This is a genomic window from Sphaerisporangium rhizosphaerae (assembly GCF_042665155.1).
Lineage (GTDB): Bacteria > Actinomycetota > Actinomycetes > Streptosporangiales > Streptosporangiaceae > Sphaerisporangium > Sphaerisporangium rhizosphaerae.
On sequence record NZ_JBHTCG010000040.1, the window covers coordinates 24665 to 39940 of the forward strand.

Sequence of the window (15276 nt, forward strand, 5' to 3'; positions counted from 1 at the left end):
ATGAGACAGCTCCTGGCCCTCGCCGCGGGACTCGCCGTCCTGGCCACGTCCGCCTGCTCCGCGCCCGCGCCGCCCAGAGCCGACGCCCCGCGGGCCACGCCGTCCGGCCCCGCCGCCCTGCCCGCCCCCACCGGCCCCCATCCGGTCGGCACCACCGTCCTGCACCTGACCGACACCTCCCGCCCCGATCCCTGGGATCCCGACGCCGGCGCCAGAGAGCTCAAGGTCACCCTGTGGTACCCGGCCAAGCGGCGCGACGGGCCGCGCGCGCCCTACATGACGGCCAAGGAAGCAGAACTGCTCCTGAGGGGCTCGGGGATGTCGACCGCGCCGTACGATCTGCTGAGCAGGACGCGGACCACCGCCGTCCAGGACGCCGAACCCGAGGGGCGAAGGCTCCCGCTGGTGGTGCTCTCACCCGGCTTCACCAAGCCGATGAGCACCCTCACCTCCCTGGCCGAGGACCTCGCCGGCCGAGGCTATGTCGTGGCCGGCATCGACCACACCTACGAAAGCTACGTGACCATGCTGTCCGGCGGCCGGATCGCCGAATGCCTGGCCTGCGACAGCAACACCGACCCCGGTTTCGGCACGGGGGTGGTCCAGGGCCGGGCCGCCGACGTCTCCTTCGTCCTTGACCAGCTGACCTCCACGTGGCGGCACTCCGGCCTGATCGACCGCGGGAGGATCGCGATGGTCGGCCAGTCGATCGGCGGAGCCGCCGCCGTGGCGGCCATGGTGAAGGACCCGCGCGTACGCGCCGGAATCGACATGGACGGCACGAGCTACGCCCGGATCCCCAAGAGCGGCCTCTCCCGGCCGTTCATGTTCATGGGTTCGCGCGAGCATGTCCCGGGCGGCCGTGACACCTCCTGGGACCGTGACTGGAAGCTGCTGACCGGGTGGAAGCGCTGGCTCGTGCTGCCGGACGCCGAACACCAGTCCTTCACCGACATCCCGTTGCTGGCGGAGGTCATCGGCCTGCGACCTCTCCCCGGCATGCTGCCCGCCGCCCGTGGGGCGGAGCTCACCCGCACGTACGTGGCCGCCTTTCTCGACCAGCACCTGAAGTCGCAGCGCCGGCCCATCCTCGACGAAGCGTCCTCGCGCTATCCCGAGGTCACCTTCCGCGCGTCCTCCAACCCACGTCCGTCGCCGCGGCGGCGCGCCCGGCCTTGACGCCCGGGCGGGGTGGTCACCGGTGGAAGACGCCGAGCATCAGGCAGACCAGGAGCAGGACGCCGCCGGCGATGAGCAGGGCGATGGGCAGTGAAGGGACATCCACGTCGTCGGCTCCCGGTCGTAGTGCGGTCCGTCCCCGGCGCACCGGCGCCGGGCAGATGCAAAGGTAGATCAGCGCCGCCCGCCAGGTGGGCGAAACGGAACAGAACCATGATCGCGGGGGTGTGCCCGGGCGCAGGCCGGTCGATCGAAGGCACTGAGTAAGCTGGCGTGGTGCTTGCGATCGACCGGGTGCGGATGGCGTTCACCGACCGTCACGGGGGCGTCAGCGCCGGGCCGTACGACACCAGGAACCTCGGCGGCGCGGTCGGCGACGATCCGTCGGCGGTGGCGCGCAACCGCGCCCTGACCGCCGGGGAGTTCGGCCTCGACCCGGGCGCCGTGGTGTTCATGCGGCAGGTCCACAGCCCGGACGTCGCCTACGTGACCGAGCCGTTCACGCAGCAGCTGCCCGCCCTGGACGGCGTCTGCACCGACCGTCCCGGTCTCGGCCTTGCCGTGCTGGTCGCCGACTGCGCGCCGGTTCTGCTCGCCGACCCGGCGCGCGGCCTGGTCGGCGCGGCCCACTCGGGACGGGCCGGCACGGTCGCCGGGGTGGTGCCGGCGCTGGTCGCCGCGATGCGCGCCCGCGGCGCCGGCGACCTGGTCGCCCTGGTCGGCCCGATGGCGTGCGGCGCCTGCTACGAGGTGCCGGGGGAGATGCGCGCCGAGGTGGCGGAGGAACTGCCGGAGGCCTGGTCGGTCACCCGCGAGGGCACCCCGGCGCTGGACCTGCGCGCCGGCATCGCCGCCCAGCTCAAGCGGGCCGGCGTCGCCGACGTCCGGCACGACGCCCGCTGCACCATCGAGACCGGCGACCTGTACTCCTACCGCAGAGACCACATCACCGGCAGATTCGCCGGCTACGTATGGCTGACCCCCGCCCCCTGACCCCCCACCCGCCACGGCGGGTGGTACCAGAAGGCGGTGCCGTCCCCGTCTCGGCCGCCTCAGCGGTGCGCCGTCACGGCGTGGACGGTGGCTGACGGAACGGTTCGCCGGGCGCGGAGCGCGGACGGCGGCGTGAGCAGGGCGAGACCGCCGGTGAGGGCGCAGGCGCCGAGCATCGGAAGGAGGCCGGGGACGAAGCCGGCCGCCGTCAGGACGAGCAGCCCGCCGCCGCACAGCGCCGCCGCCCAGACCGGGCGCGCCCATCCGGTCGTCCGGCACGCCATGGCCGGTGGCTCCTCGAAGCGGGCGAACAGGGCGAGCAGCGGGCGCAGGACCAGCAGCAGCGCGCCCAGCCACAGCGGCCACCCGGCCAGCCAGGCGGGGCCGCCCGGGGCGGGGGTGGCCAGGCCGAGCCCGACGACGCTCACGCCCGCGACCACGAACAGCGCGCTCATGTGCCACAGGTACACCGTCATCATCCGCGGGCCCGCCCACGCCATGGCGCGCGCGACGGCGGGACGGGACGCCAGCCGCACCAGGCGGGGGCGCAGCAGCATCGCCAGGCCGATCTGGCCGAAGGCCACGGCGAGCAGCGCGACGGTCGGCGGCGCCATGTTCGAGCTCGCCGCGCCGGGCAGGCCGATCATGCTGCCGGGGTAGGGGCCGAAGGCCACCAGCGCCGCCGCCGCGCCGAAGCCGCCCGCCGCCATCAGGCGCGCCCCGGCCAGCCGCCCGCTCGCGTACAGGAAGCCGAGCTGGTGCACCGCGAGCCACACCAGGCCGATGTTGAGGTACCCGGCCGGCTCCCAGCAGGTGAAGCGCACCACGTCCACCGCGACCGCCGCCACGGCCAGGGCGGCGGGCACCCGCCACCCGTGCCGCTCGCCCAGGCGCAGCAGCGCCGGGGTCAGCACGACGGCGACCAGGTAGATCGCGAGGAACCAGAGCAGCTGACCGGCCAGGCGCGCGGCCGTCTCCACCGGCTGCGCCGGCAGGCCGAGGGCGAGCAGCAGGTGGGGGAGCGGGATCCACACGGCCGCCAGCGGCAGCACCGGCCAGGCCAGGCGGCGCACGCGCCCGGCCAGCCACAGCGGGCCGGCGAGCCCCCGGGCCCGGTGCGCGCGGTGGCTGATCGCGTTGGCGGCCCCTCCGGCGAAGAACACCAGCGGCATCACCTGGGACAGCCAGGTGATCACGAAGGCGCCCGGGGCGGCGAAGGCGTTGCCGGTCGCGATGCGGCCGTGGTCGTAGGACAGGACCGGGATGCTCCAGTGCTCCAGCATCACCACGGCGATGCCGAACAGGCGCAGCAGGTCGATGAACACGTCCCGGCCCGGGCGGCCGTGGCGCGGGGGAGCGGCGGCCGGGCGGACGGCTCCGCCGCCGGTCACCTGGACCGCGGGGAGGGCCGGTGGTCTGTCGAGTAGCGCGGGCACGGCGCACCTCATAACTGTCTGTCGGCGTGGCTGCGGACGAGCGACCGGGACGGCCCCCGAGCCGCCACGGCCGTCAGGTGAGCCGCGGGCCGGGACCGTGGATCCCCATGGGGGAGGCCGCCCGGATCCTCGGGTGACGAGGACCGGCCGGCCGGGAGCCGGAGGTTCGGCCGGGGCGGGAGCTCCGGCGGGTTTCAGTGAGTTGAGCCTGTCGCGGCGCAGGGGGCCGGCGCATTGACGCGGACCGGTGTCTTCGCGGCCGGGAACGCCACCAAGGACGGTAGGGCCAGCCCTACCAACGGGACGCCTGCCAACGGGCTGCACCGGGGAGGGCCGTGACTCGTACCTTGGTGGCCATGGGATTCCTCCTCAGGCGGCTCGGCGCCGACACCCGCTACACCCTGCTCGGGCTGCCCATGGGCGTCGTGAGCTTCGCCATCCTGATCGCCGGGCTCTCGGCGGGCGGCGGGAGCATCCCGGCGCTGGTCGGCCTGCCGATCCTCGCCGTGACCCTGCTGGTGGCCCGCGGGTTCGCCGATGTCGAGCGGCGAATGCTGCCCGAGATCCTCGCCCGCCCGGTCGCCCGCCCTCGCTACCCCCGCGCCCCTCAGGGCGCCGGATGGGTGCGCCGAATGCTGCACCCGCTGACCAGCGGCCAGTCGTGGCTGGACCTGCTGCACGGCATCCTGGTGTTCCCGATCGCGATCGCCACCTTCGTGGTGACCGTGGTGTGGTGGGCGGTGGCGGTCAGCAGCGTGCTCTACCCCCTCTACGGGTGGATCACCGGCAGGATCCCCGGCAACAAGGAGCTGCCCGAGTTGCTCGGGCTGGGCGACGGCTACCTGGTCAACAGCGCGTTCTACCTGTCCGTGGGCGCGGTGTTCTGCCTCACCCTGCCGGGCGTCATACGTGGGTCCGCCCTGCTGCGGGCGGGCATCGGCCGCGCCCTGCTGACCGGCGTGGCCGAGCTGCACGAGCGCATCGACGATCTCACCGAGGGCCGGGCCGCCGCGGTGTCGGCCGAGGCCGGCGCGCTGCGCCGGCTGGAGCGCGACATCCACGACGGGCCGCAGCAGCGCCTGGTGTACCTGGCGATGGAGCTGTCGCGGGCCCAGCGCCAGCTGCACAAGGACCCGCAGGCCGCGCACGCGACGCTCGCGGAGGCCATCACGGCGACCCGCGAGACGCTGGACGAGCTGCGGGCGCTGTCGCGCGGCATCGCCCCGCCGATCCTGAGCGACCGCGGCCTCGCCCCCGCGCTCGCCGCCCTCGCGGGCCGCTGCACCGTCCCGGTCGAGCTGGACGTGCAGGTCGTCGAGCGGTATACCGCCGTGGTGGAGAACACCGTGTACTACGTGGCGGCCGAGGCGCTCACCAACATCGCCAAGCACAGCCGGGCCCAGATGTGCACGCTGTCGTTGAACCGCACCGGTGACGCGCTGCTGCTGTCGATCGGCGATGATGGGGTCGGCGGCGCCCATGTCGCCAAGGGGCACGGGCTGGCCGGGCTGGCCGACCGGCTGCGCGCGGTGGACGGCGAGCTGGTCGTGCAGTCCCCGGCCGGCGGCCCCACACTGATCGTCGCGGAGGTGCCGTGCGGGTAGTCGTGGCCGACGACGCCGTCCTCATCCGGTCCGGCCTGGTGCGGCTGCTGGAGGAGTTCGGCTGCCAGGTGGTCGCCGAGGCGGGCGACGGCGACGGGCTGGTGCGGGCCGTCGCCGAACACCGTCCGGACGTGTCGGTGGTGGACGTGCGGATGCCGCCGGACTTCACCGACGAGGGCCTGCGCGCCGCCGTCGAGGCCCGCCGCCGGGTGCCGGGCTCGCCGGTGATGATCCTCTCGCAGTACGTCGAGGTGTCCTACGCCGACGACCTGCTCGCCGACGCCCGCGGAGCGGTCGGCTACCTGCTGAAGGACCGCGTGGCCGACGTCGAGGAGTTCATGGACGGGCTGCGCCGGGTGGCCGCGGGCGGGACGGTCTTCGACCCCCAGGTGGTGGCCCAGCTCATGGTGCGCCGCCGCCGTGACGACCCGCTGGCCTCGCTGACCCCGCGAGAGCGCGAGGTGCTGGGCCTGATGGCCGAGGGAAGGTCCAACCCGGCCATCGGCCGCCTGATGGTGATCACCGACGGGGCGGTGGAGAAGCACGTGCGCAGCATCTTCAACAAGCTCGGCCTGCTCGCCGACGACGGCGACCAGCACCGCCGGGTGCTCGCCGTCCTGGCCTTCCTGCGCTCCTGACGGCCGGCGCCGCGCGCTCGCCGGGCCCGCCCGAGAGGCGGGACGCGGCGGTCAGCCGGGGACGATCACGGTGATCGAGGAGGAGATGAGGCGGAAGCCGAGGCGTTCGTACAGGCGCCGCGCCGGGTTGCCGTCGGTGACCGCCAGCCCGAGGGCGGCGAGTCCGTGCAGGGTCGCCAGCGCCAGCGCGCGGCGCAGCATCACGGCGCCGAGCCCCGCGAACGGCGGGCGGGGGTCGCGGAAGACGTCCAGCACCCATGGCCCGCCGAACGGGGGCTCTCCGCGCAGCCGGCCGACCATGACGCCGGCCACCACCCGCTGGTCGTGCAGCAGCAGTCCGCCGCAGGGGAGCAGCGGGCCGTAGGAGGCGCCGGAGAGCAGTGGCGTGAGAGCCCGGCGCAGGACGGTGGCGTCGTCGCCGTGGTCGCGGTCGGGATGGCCGGGCGGGTAGGCCGCGCGCCAGGCCGGGAAGACCTCGGCCGGCGGCACCGCCTCGCAGGAGACGACCCCGTGGCCGGTCTCGGCCCAGCCGGGCGGGGCGGGGTCGGCGCGCAGGTCACGGGACAGGACGTGGGCGTGGCGCAGTGGCCGTCCGCCGGCCTCGATCAGCAGCCGGCCGAGCTTCTCGTCGCCGGAGACCACCCAGCCCGGCATGTCGCGGAGGATGAGGTCGAGCGCGCCCGGTCCGAGCACCTCCACCAGGTCGGCGTACGGACGTCCGGCGCGGGTGCCCTCGACGTAGCTGAGCACCGGACGGCCGCCGGCGTCGGCGATCGTGCGGCGGCTGAGAGTCTCCACGTGGTCAAACGTTAGAGCGGAGCGCCCTCACCGGCCACCGATTTACGCCGTGATACGGCGCGTCGTCCGTTATTCGCCCAGTTCGGCGGGGGTATTGACGCGCCGGTGGTTGACGATTCAAGCACGCCGAATTTCTGTAACGTTCTGGTACCAAGGGGACTCTAGAGGCGCTAGTGTGATCGCGCGCGCAAATGTCCCGATGATCCCGGTAGGCACCCAGCCCCACGTTGTCCGGTTTGTGCCGGTACCGCGTTATCTGGCGGAGGACGGGATGAAAGAAACGCGACATCGACGAGCCCCGCAACGGTCTCGATCACGGGCCCCAATCGTGGTCGGGCTGTTCACGTCAACGTCGCTTCTGGCGGGTACCGCTCTGCTCGGAGCATCGGTCCTCGCCTCTGTGCAGGCTTTTCTGATCTTCTACTCGGGGGTGTTCGCTCTCCTTGGACTGACTGGAACGGTGGCCGTCGGACTGGCCGCCACCGATCGGATGATCCTCGCGGTACGTCACCGCGTCTTCATGCAGGATCTGCACCGTGCGTTCGCCGTCTTCGCCGTCGGCTTCCTCATCACGCACGTCATCCTGCAGATAATGAGGGGCCGCGTGATCCCCGCGGACGCCTTCCTGCCCTTCAGCGGGTCGGGTTTCGCGGTCGGCCTCGGCACCGTCGCCGCCGACCTGATGATCCTGGTCGCCGCCACCGGCGCCTTCCGAGGCAGCTTCGTCGGCATCCGCTGGCCGTGGCTGTGGCGTGCCATGCACGTGACGGCCTACCTGTCCTGGCCCGTCGCCATCGTGCACGGGCTCACGGCCGGGCGGCCCGCCGCCGACTGGGTGACCATGAGCTACGTGGTCTCGCTGGCCGTGGTCGGGCTCGCGCTGCTGGTGCGGATGGTCGTGACCGTCGGTCCCAAGGACGGCGGCGGCCCGAAGGCCATGCGCGCGGGCAACGCCGGGCGCAAGGCCGAGCAGATCCGCGTCGACGACGTCTTCGACGAGGAGTTCTGGGTCACACTGCGAAAGGAGGTACGGCGATGACCACGTACGGGGTTCCCGACGTGTTCAGGATCGGGCCGGGTCGCCTCACCGCCGGCCTCGACAGCTCGCCCCGGCTGGACTACGACACCCACCGGCGCGTGCACGGCCGCATGCCGCGGCTGCCGATCGACGACCTGATCGCCCTGGCCGAGCTCGGCGACCTGCGTGGACGCGGGGGAGCGGGCTTCCCGTTCGCCCGCAAGCTCAGGGCCGTCATCGACTCGGCGGGCCGGCGCGGCGCCCCCATCACGGTGGTCGTGAACGCCACCGAGGGCGAGCCCGCCGCGCACAAGGACAAGGTGCTGCTCACCCGGGCCCCGCACCTGATCCTCGACGGCGCCGACCTGGTGGCCAGGGCCCTGTCGGCCGTGGAGATCGTCGTGGGCGTCGCCCACGGCGGTCCGGGCGAGCGCTCGCTGCTCAACGCCATCCACGAGCGCGGCATGACCGACACCGTCCGGGTGGTGCGCATGCCCGACCGCTTCATCTCCGGTGAGGGCGGCGCGCTCGTGCGCGGCATCAACGGCGAGCGGCCCATCCCGCCCGGACGCAAGGTGCGCTCCAGCGACAGCGGCGTGGGCGGCATGCCCACCATGCTGTCCAACGCCGAGACCTACGCCCAACTCGCCCTGATGGCCATGCTCGGCGTCGACATGTACTCCTCGGTCGGCCTGGCGTCGGAGCCGGGGACGGTGCTGCTCAGCGTCACCGGGTCGGCCCGCAGACCGGCCGTCGTGGAGACTCCGACCGGGGTGCGGCTGCGGGAGGTGCTGGACCTGTGCGACGCCACCGTCGGGCAGGGAGTGCTGCTCGGCGGCTACCACGGCAAGTGGATGAGCCCCGAGGCCGTCGAGCGCGCCGAGGTGTCGCGCGCCGGCTTCGAGGCGCTCGGCGGGGCCCTGGGCGCCGGCATCGTCGTGCCGCTCGGCTGGGAGTCCTGCCCGCTCGGGGAGTCCGCGAGGGTCGCCCGCTACATGGCCGGCCAGAGCGCCGGGCAGTGCGGCCCCTGCTACATGGGGCTGCCCGACCTGGCGCAGGCGTTCGGCGCGCTCGCGGAGGGCAACGGCCACATCGAGGCCGTCCAGCGCGCCGCGGCGACGATGAAGGGCCGGGGCGCCTGCGGGCACCCCGACGGCACCGCGCGGTTCCTGCTCTCGGCGATCGACGTGTTCGCCGAGGACGTCATGACCCACGCGGCGTACGGCACCTGCGGGCTGCCGGTGAAGGGCGTGCTTCCGCTGCCGGCCGAGGCCTCGGCCCGCGCCTCGGAGGCCCAGCTCATCCTCGACTGGTCCCGGTGCGAGGGGCACGGGCTGTGCTCCTACGTCGTACCCGAGCTGATCCGCCTGGACCAGCACGGCTACCCGGTCGTCAGCACGGCCTCGGTGCCGCCCAACCTTGAGGGGGAGGCACGCAGGGCCATCGAGATGTGCCCCGCGCTCGCCCTGCGGCTCAACGCCGCGCCGACCGAGAGCAGGCGATAGTCGATAACGCCCCCCGCCCCGTCCCCCTCGTACGCCCCCTCTGGCGTCCCCGTCGCCCCTGGCCTCCGCGCCGCTCAGGCGACGGGGATCTCCAGCAGGCGGACCCCGTCGTCCCTGCGCACCTCGAAGCGGACGATGTCCTTCCTGGCCAGCGCCGTGCCGCCGGTCAGTCGCAGCGGCTCGGGGAACCCCGGCACGCCGTACCCCGACCCGGGGGCGACCCGCCAGCCGGACACCACGTCGGTGTCGCCGGAGCGCCCGACGGCCACCAGGCTGCACCGCTCGGGCCCGCGCACGCCGCTGAGCCGGAAGGCCACCTCGGTGCCCCACCCCTTGGGGACCATGCCGACCGAGCCGCTGACCCCGGTGTCGGGGCTGGTGCCCTCCTTGACCTCCGGCGAGGAGGAGCCCTCGGGCGTGGAGGCGGCGACCGTCGTGCCGGGCGAGGGCCACAGCACGTGCGAGGCCGTCGCGCCGGTCACCCCGACGACCAGGGCGGCCGCGACGCCGAGCAGCAGGGCGCGGCGACGCCGGACGCGGGACTCGGCCAGCTCCTCGCGGGACCTGGCGTGAGAGGCGGGAGCGGCGTGCCGGCGGCCAGAAGAGGAGCGGCGCCGCCGCCCGGGTGACCACAGGTCCTGCACCACGCCGTCGGGCGAGGGGCCGGCGCCGGCGCGTGGCGCGCCGTTCAGGCCGGGCGGCGCCGTGCCGTTGAGCGGGGCGCCGTTGAGCGTGGGCGGTCCCGCGCCGTTCACGCGCGGCCCACCGGGAACGGCGTCGTCGAGGCCGCCGAACAGGGCGCCGTTCAGGCCGGGCGGCTGCGCGCGGTCGGCGCCGAAGACCGGGCCGGCGCCGTTCACCGAGCCCCGGACCGCGCCGTCCGTCGTCCCCTTCATGCCGCGCTTGATCACATCCAGCGCGTCGGGCAGCTCGAACATGTCCCGCAGCTCCTCCTGGCAGCTGGGGCAGTCGGGCAGGTGGCGATCGAACGCCTCGGAGTCCTCCTTGTTGAGGATCCCGAGGATGTAGGCCGCCACCTCGACGTGAGGGGGTGAATCCATCAGACCGGTCACCCCCTCTCCTTCATCGTCTTCTGGAGGGCGCGAAGCGCGTAGTACACCCGGGACTTGACCGTCCCCGGCGGAACTCCCAGCACTTCTGCCGCTTCATTGATCGTACGGTCGTGGAGGTAGGTCTGCACGAGCGCCTCCCGGTGTTCCTCCGAGAGGCTGTACAGGGCCTCCGATACCACCATCGCCGACAGCATCGGCTCGGAGCCGTCGGGGATGGCGACGCTGTCGAGGCGGTCAGGTTCGACCTCCTGCGGGCGTACCGAGCGCTGGCGATGCGCGTCGATGACGATCCTGCGGGCGACGGTCATGAGCCAGGCCCAGAGCAGGCCGGGCTCCCTGTTGAGTTTCCCGGCGTTCCGCCACGCGCGGAAGACCGTCTCTTGGACGACATCCTCTGCCCATTGCTGGTCGCCTCCAGTCAATCTGCGCACATTGCGGAGGAGGGGGCCGCCGAACTCGCGGTAGAGCGTTGTGACCAGTTGCTCTTCGGAGTCGTCGTGCGCCTCCTCCGGTCGGGACCGGACGCTGCGATGACGCTGCACAGGCACATGGTGGCAGCGGATCATCCGTCGCGTGAGGAAATTTGGCAACTTCCGTAAAAATCCGAAAATCCCGTCACAACGCATGAACCGATGACGGGACGGGGCCGTACCTCCCCCTGACAGCGCGCCCGAGGGATCACGGGACACGAAAGGGAGAGAGAACCAGGTGAACCGGCTTCAACTCAGGTCGATGCGACTCGTCGAGGTTCTCGCCGCGCTCGCGTTCCTGGTCATCGCCACCATCGCGGTGTTCGCCATCGCGCCGAACGCCATCCTGTCGGCCAGCGGCGCCTCGCCCGGCGACTGGGTCGAGACCGAGTCGGGCCCCCTCGGGCCCGCCGACCGCGACTTCCTGGTCAAGGTGCGCCAGGCCGGGCTCTGGGAGATCCCGACCGGCCAGCAGGCGCAGGACCGCGCCGCGAGCTCCCGGGTCAAGGAGGTCGGCCTGCAACTCGCCGCCGACCACACCAAGCTCGACGAGCAGGTGCGCGCCCTGGCCGCCAAGCTGAACGTCGCGCTGCCCAGCACGCCCAACGCCGACCAGCAGGGGTGGATGGCCGAGCTGTCAGGCCTGAACGGCGCCGCCTACGACAAGGTGTTCGCCGACCGGCTCCGCGGCGCCCACGGAAAGGTCTTCCAGGTCGTCTCCGTGGTGCGCGCGGGCACGAAGAACTCCGAGATCCGGGCGTTCGCGCAGGTCGCGGTCGATGTGGTGATGAAGCACATGACGCTGCTCGAGAGCACCGGCAAGGTGGACTTCGCCGCCCTGCCGACGCCCCCGCCCCCCTCCCCTAACCCCTCCAAATAGGGGACGGAGGCGACAGCGGTCGCGGCTTCGGCCACCGCGCGACCGCCACCCGGCGCCCGCCGGGCTCCGGAGCCGGCGGCCGATCGGCGGGGGATCCACCTCCCCCTACGCCGATCGGCCGCCTCGGGGTTTCCGCCTCACCCCGGTCCGTAGACGTCCCAGAGCTGGCCGACGAAGAACCTGCCGAACCGGGCCAGCGCGGCGATGCCGTGCGGGCCCTGCGTGTGGAAGCTCTTCAGCGTCGCCGCGAGGTCCATGGGCTGGATGTGCAGCGTGCCGGCGCCCGCCACCTCCGCCTCCCCGTCCTCGCCCTCCGGGACGTGACCCCACATCACGCGTGTGAACAGGGTCGAGGTGTCCAGCCACAGCCGCGTGGCGGGCCCGTGATGGACGTCCTTCCACCCGGCCAGGGTGCGTGGCAGCCCGTCGGCGCCGGTGAACCACAGCCGGTAGCGCATCTCGCGCCGGTCGGGGGCGCCGCCCGAGGTGAACAGGTTGAACCACCCCCGCTCGACCGGGCGCCGGCCCCCCACGAAGTCGGCGTCGACCCATCCCTCGGCCCGGGCCAGGTGCTCGGGTTCGGCCAGGAAGCGGTCCAGGTCCTCGATGGAGATGGTCAGCCGGAACGTGCACCGCCCGCCGTGCGAGCGCTCGGCGAGGTCGCCCGAGCGCGGGTCGTCCACCCCGAGCGCGATGTGGCCGCTCATCTCCTCGCTGAACGACAGCGACGTGCGCTCGCCGTGCCCGGCGGACGCCAGGCCGTGCGCCTCGGCATGCGGGTGCGCGGGCACCCGTCCCGTTCCCACGCTCATGTCAACCTGTCCTTCTTTCCTCTGCCGTGTCGCCACAGGCCGTCGTTCCAGCAGCCGGGTGCTCATGCGGTCGGCCAGCGCCGCGATGGTCAGGGACGGGTTGGCGCCCACAGGGCCCGGCAGGGCGGCGCCGTCGGCGATGAACAGGCCGGGATGGTCGAACACCTCGCCGTAGGCGTCGCAGACGCCCTCGCCGGGATGCCGCCCCATCGGCGCGCCGCCGAGCGGGTGGACCGTGATGATGCGCTTTCCGAGCCAGGACGGCATGCCCGCGTGCTCGGCGCCGAGCACGTCGGCGATGCGCCGCATCGTCGCGCGCAGCCGGCCGTAGTACTCGTCGCTCGCCTGCTGGTTCCACTCGACGTCCAGCCGGCCGCCGCGCAGCCGCAGCTCACCGTCCGGGACGTCCCTGCCCATGCCGAGCAGCGGCAGAGAACTGGCCGACAGCTCGCCGCCGCCCAGCAGGCCGGCGACCTCGGCCGACAGGTTGGTGTCGCGGGTGACCAGCGCCCGCACGCGCTCGGCGATGAACCGGGCGGCGCGCCCGATCTCGTTGCCGACGTCGGCCCCCTCGACCAACCAGTCGACGAACGCCGGGTAGCCGCCGTCCTCGATGTAGGCGCCCCGGCCGCTCTCGCGAGGGCCGTCGGCGTCGTCGGCCAGGCGGATCGCGCTGGTGATCACCGGGCCGCGGCTGGCGTCGATCGGCCGGGTGCGGGTGCGGTCCTTGGCCCGCAGCAGGAAGGCCAGCAGGTCGCCGTTGCCCGAGAAGCGCGTGCCCAGCGTGCCGCTGAGCCCCGTGAGCTCGGCACGGCTCTTCAGCAGCAGATACGTCGTGCCGTACGTGCCCGCGGCCAGCACCAGCCGGTCGCAGCCGATCGTGCCCGATCCTCGCTTGGGGCGGTGGCGCACGTAGTCCACCTCGTACCCGCCGCCCGGCCGGGGCCGGATCGCCCGCGCCTGGTGCAGCGTGCGCAGCTCGGCGCCGTGGTGGCGGGCCGCGGAGAGATAGGTGTGGTCCAGGCTGTTCTTGGACCCGTCGTTGCAGCCGATGTCGCACTCGCCGCACAGCCGGCACGTCCGGCGGGTGACGCCGTGCACGTTGCCGTACGACGGCTCGGCGATGGGCAGGCCGATGCCCGGCTCCGCGCCCCGCCCGGGGGCGAAGCTGATCGCCAGCGGCGGCAGCCGCCACTCGAGGCCGAGCTCGGCGGCGGCGTCCTGCATCGCGCGGGTCTTCGGCACGTCGAAGGCCGGATGGTCCAGCGGGTAGGGCGAGACCCCCAGCATCCGCTCGACCGCGTCGTAGTGCGGGTCCAGATCGGCCCGCGTCACCGGCCACGACTCGTAGCCGCCCGCGGCGATCTGCTCCTCGTGCACGAACCAGTGCTCGTCCTTGCGGAGCATGACGTTGGCGTAGATCAGCGAGCCGCCGCCCAGGCCGCTCGCCACCACCGAGTCGCAGCCGCCGAAGCTCCACACGTCGTACATGCCGTACAGGCCCTCGCGCGGATCCCAGAAGGCCTTGCCCATCTCGGCGGGGCTGCGCGGGAAGGCGCCGGGCGGGAAGGCGCGGCCCCGTTCGAGCACCACCACCGAGAGCCCCGCCGCCGCCAGCCGGTACGCCGCGACCGCGCCACCGAAGCCCGACCCCACGACCACGGCGTCATAGTGTTCAGCCGGCATGGCGCTTGAGGAAGTCGAGGATGTGCGGAAAGACGTCCACGTGGGCGTTCTTGCCGATGAGCGGGTCGATGTGACCGTAGCCGGGCAGGACGTGCAGCTCGTGGCGGCCGGGGGCGCGCCTGGACAGGATGTCGTGGCAGACGATGTTGGAGTCGGTGAACACGTCGTTGTGCTCGCCGGTCAGGAACAGCACGGGCGTTTCGACGCGGTGCGCGCCGGCCAGGTAGTCGTCGGGCAGCGCCCCGTGGGCGGGGTTCCCGGGGTCGCACTTCACCGCGCGCCCGGCCCGCACCATCTTGTTGATGTGCCGGTAGTAGTTCACGTCCGCGGCGCCGTTCAGGTCGGCCAGCCGCTGGTGGACGTGCGTCTGCGGCGCCAGGTTGCCGTGACGGTACATCGCGGGACGGCCGTAGCCCCACATGAAGCTCTGCATGTGGCAGGCCGGCTCGCGGCACTCGGGGTGGAGCAGCGAGACCGCCCGGGCCATCAGCCAGCGGCGGGTCAGCGGGGGAGCGTCGTGGAAGCGCGGGTCGATGTAGCACAGGCCGAGGCCGTACTCCAGCAGCGCCGGCCCGAACGCGAGCTTGACGCGGGCCCTCGGGTGGACCCGCGGCGTCAGCCCCACGCTGTTGGCCACCATGCTCGTGACGCCGTCGAGCGCCCCGCCGAACAGGCTCATCTGGAACGACACCGACCCCAGGCAGTGCGCGATGACGTGGATCCGCCGTGCCCCAACGTGACGGCGGAGCTCCCTCAAGGCTGCGGGGTGGTCGTGAAGGGCGATGTCGTCCAGAGTCTGCCGCCGGGTCTCCATGTTGTAGGGGAACCGGCCGCTCATGCGGAAGTCCAGCGTCCAGACGTCGCCGAAGCCGCTGTCCAGCAGGTAACTCACCAGATTGCGGTGCTCCGGCATGATGAACATGTCGCTGGAGGAGGTCAGGCCGTGCACCAGCAGCACGACGTCATCGGACTCCTCGGCGAAGAAGCGCGTGAGCGTCAGGCCGAGCTCGTCCTCGGTGGAGAAGGGGTGCACCGACACCTCGGCGCCCGACACGCCCTCAAGCGTGTACCGGGGAATGCGGTGCTCCATCTCGCCGACCTCCTGTTCGTGACCCGCCCCAACAATGCCAACCCCGCGGGGCGCGCGGCATCGTGGAAACCCCGTACATCCGGCAGCCCCGGCC

Annotated in this window: 13 protein-coding genes; 7 read left to right on the forward strand and 6 right to left on the reverse strand. The window is 73.0% G+C overall.

Going from position 1 to position 15276, the window contains the following annotated elements:
* Together ACFQSB_RS35510 and pgeF are read left to right on the forward strand one after the other, a co-directional pair.
* Window positions 1-1179, forward strand: a complete 1179-nt coding sequence (locus ACFQSB_RS35510; protein ID WP_380831319.1) for an alpha/beta hydrolase family protein — start codon at window positions 1-3, stop codon at window positions 1177-1179.
* A gap of 300 nt (window positions 1180-1479) precedes the next feature.
* Window positions 1480-2172: a peptidoglycan editing factor PgeF gene (gene pgeF, locus ACFQSB_RS35515; RefSeq protein ID WP_380831367.1), complete on the forward strand. Its 693-nt coding sequence runs from the start codon at window positions 1480-1482 to the stop codon at window positions 2170-2172.
* A gap of 59 nt (window positions 2173-2231) precedes the next feature.
* On the opposite strand, the gene ACFQSB_RS35520 is transcribed toward pgeF, so the two are convergent.
* Window positions 2232-3608: an acyltransferase family protein gene (locus tag ACFQSB_RS35520; protein ID WP_380831321.1), complete on the reverse strand. Its 1377-nt coding sequence runs from the start codon at window positions 3606-3608 to the stop codon at window positions 2232-2234.
* Between the two features lie 356 nt (window positions 3609-3964).
* Here ACFQSB_RS35520 and ACFQSB_RS35525 point away from each other — a divergent pair, with 356 nt between their 5' ends.
* Entirely contained in the window at window positions 3965-5212 is a 1248-nt protein-coding gene (locus ACFQSB_RS35525; protein ID WP_354848969.1) for a sensor histidine kinase, read from the forward strand.
* Window positions 5203-5850, forward strand: a complete 648-nt coding sequence (locus ACFQSB_RS35530) for a response regulator (RefSeq protein ID WP_380831323.1) — start codon at window positions 5203-5205, stop codon at window positions 5848-5850. Before ACFQSB_RS35525 ends, ACFQSB_RS35530 begins: the two co-directional genes overlap by 10 nt.
* 51 nt (window positions 5851-5901) lie before the next feature.
* Here ACFQSB_RS35530 and ACFQSB_RS35535 read toward each other — a convergent pair whose 3' ends face one another.
* Window positions 5902-6648 (reverse strand): GNAT family N-acetyltransferase, encoded by a 747-nt coding sequence (locus tag ACFQSB_RS35535; protein ID WP_380831325.1) that lies wholly within the window; start codon window positions 6646-6648, stop codon window positions 5902-5904.
* A gap of 400 nt (window positions 6649-7048) precedes the next feature.
* On the opposite strand from ACFQSB_RS35535, the gene ACFQSB_RS35540 reads away from it, so the two are divergent.
* Entirely contained in the window at window positions 7049-7687 is a 639-nt protein-coding gene (locus tag ACFQSB_RS35540) for a hypothetical protein (RefSeq protein ID WP_354848961.1), read from the forward strand.
* A complete protein-coding gene (locus ACFQSB_RS35545; protein ID WP_354848958.1) occupies window positions 7684-9171 on the forward strand; it encodes an NADH-ubiquinone oxidoreductase-F iron-sulfur binding region domain-containing protein in 1488 nt (495 codons plus the stop codon). Before ACFQSB_RS35540 ends, ACFQSB_RS35545 begins: the two co-directional genes overlap by 4 nt.
* 74 nt (window positions 9172-9245) lie before the next feature.
* Here ACFQSB_RS35545 and ACFQSB_RS35550 read toward each other — a convergent pair whose 3' ends face one another.
* Window positions 9246-10244: an anti-sigma factor family protein gene (locus ACFQSB_RS35550; protein ID WP_380831326.1), complete on the reverse strand. Its 999-nt coding sequence runs from the start codon at window positions 10242-10244 to the stop codon at window positions 9246-9248.
* Window positions 10241-10786, reverse strand: a complete 546-nt coding sequence (locus tag ACFQSB_RS35555; protein ID WP_380831328.1) for a sigma-70 family RNA polymerase sigma factor — start codon at window positions 10784-10786, stop codon at window positions 10241-10243. Before ACFQSB_RS35555 ends, ACFQSB_RS35550 begins: the two co-directional genes overlap by 4 nt.
* A gap of 190 nt (window positions 10787-10976) precedes the next feature.
* Between ACFQSB_RS35555 and ACFQSB_RS35560 the strand changes: the two genes are divergently transcribed.
* The gene (locus ACFQSB_RS35560; protein WP_354848954.1) at window positions 10977-11594 is read left to right on the forward strand and encodes a DUF4142 domain-containing protein; all 618 of its coding nucleotides are present in this window, start codon (window positions 10977-10979) and stop codon (window positions 11592-11594) included.
* Between the two features lie 137 nt (window positions 11595-11731).
* Here the strand turns inward: ACFQSB_RS35560 and ACFQSB_RS35565 are convergent, their stop codons facing one another.
* Both ACFQSB_RS35565 and ACFQSB_RS35570 read right to left on the reverse strand, forming a co-directional pair.
* Window positions 11732-14092: an FAD-dependent oxidoreductase gene (locus ACFQSB_RS35565; protein ID WP_380831330.1), complete on the reverse strand. Its 2361-nt coding sequence runs from the start codon at window positions 14090-14092 to the stop codon at window positions 11732-11734.
* Complete coding sequence (locus ACFQSB_RS35570) at window positions 14082-15182, reverse strand: alpha/beta hydrolase family protein (protein WP_380831332.1); 1101 nt, start codon at window positions 15180-15182, stop codon at window positions 14082-14084. Before ACFQSB_RS35570 ends, ACFQSB_RS35565 begins: the two co-directional genes overlap by 11 nt.
* Window positions 15183-15276 lie beyond the last annotated feature (94 nt).

What these genes read in the sequence shown, in the direction of transcription:
- ACFQSB_RS35565 (WP_380831330.1), bottom strand. Translation starts at nt 14,092, where the DNA reads ATGCCGGCTGAACACTATGACGCCGTGGTCGTGGGGTCGGGCTTCGGT.
- pgeF (WP_380831367.1), top strand. Translation starts at nt 1,480, where the DNA reads ATGGCGTTCACCGACCGTCACGGGGGCGTCAGCGCCGGGCCGTACGAC.
- ACFQSB_RS35510 (WP_380831319.1), top strand. Translation starts at nt 1, where the DNA reads ATGAGACAGCTCCTGGCCCTCGCCGCGGGACTCGCCGTCCTGGCCACG.
- ACFQSB_RS35570 (WP_380831332.1), bottom strand. Translation starts at nt 15,182, where the DNA reads ATGGAGCACCGCATTCCCCGGTACACGCTTGAGGGCGTGTCGGGCGCC.
- ACFQSB_RS35525 (WP_354848969.1), top strand. Translation starts at nt 3,965, where the DNA reads ATGGGATTCCTCCTCAGGCGGCTCGGCGCCGACACCCGCTACACCCTG.
- ACFQSB_RS35560 (WP_354848954.1), top strand. Translation starts at nt 10,977, where the DNA reads ATGCGACTCGTCGAGGTTCTCGCCGCGCTCGCGTTCCTGGTCATCGCC.
- ACFQSB_RS35545 (WP_354848958.1), top strand. Translation starts at nt 7,684, where the DNA reads ATGACCACGTACGGGGTTCCCGACGTGTTCAGGATCGGGCCGGGTCGC.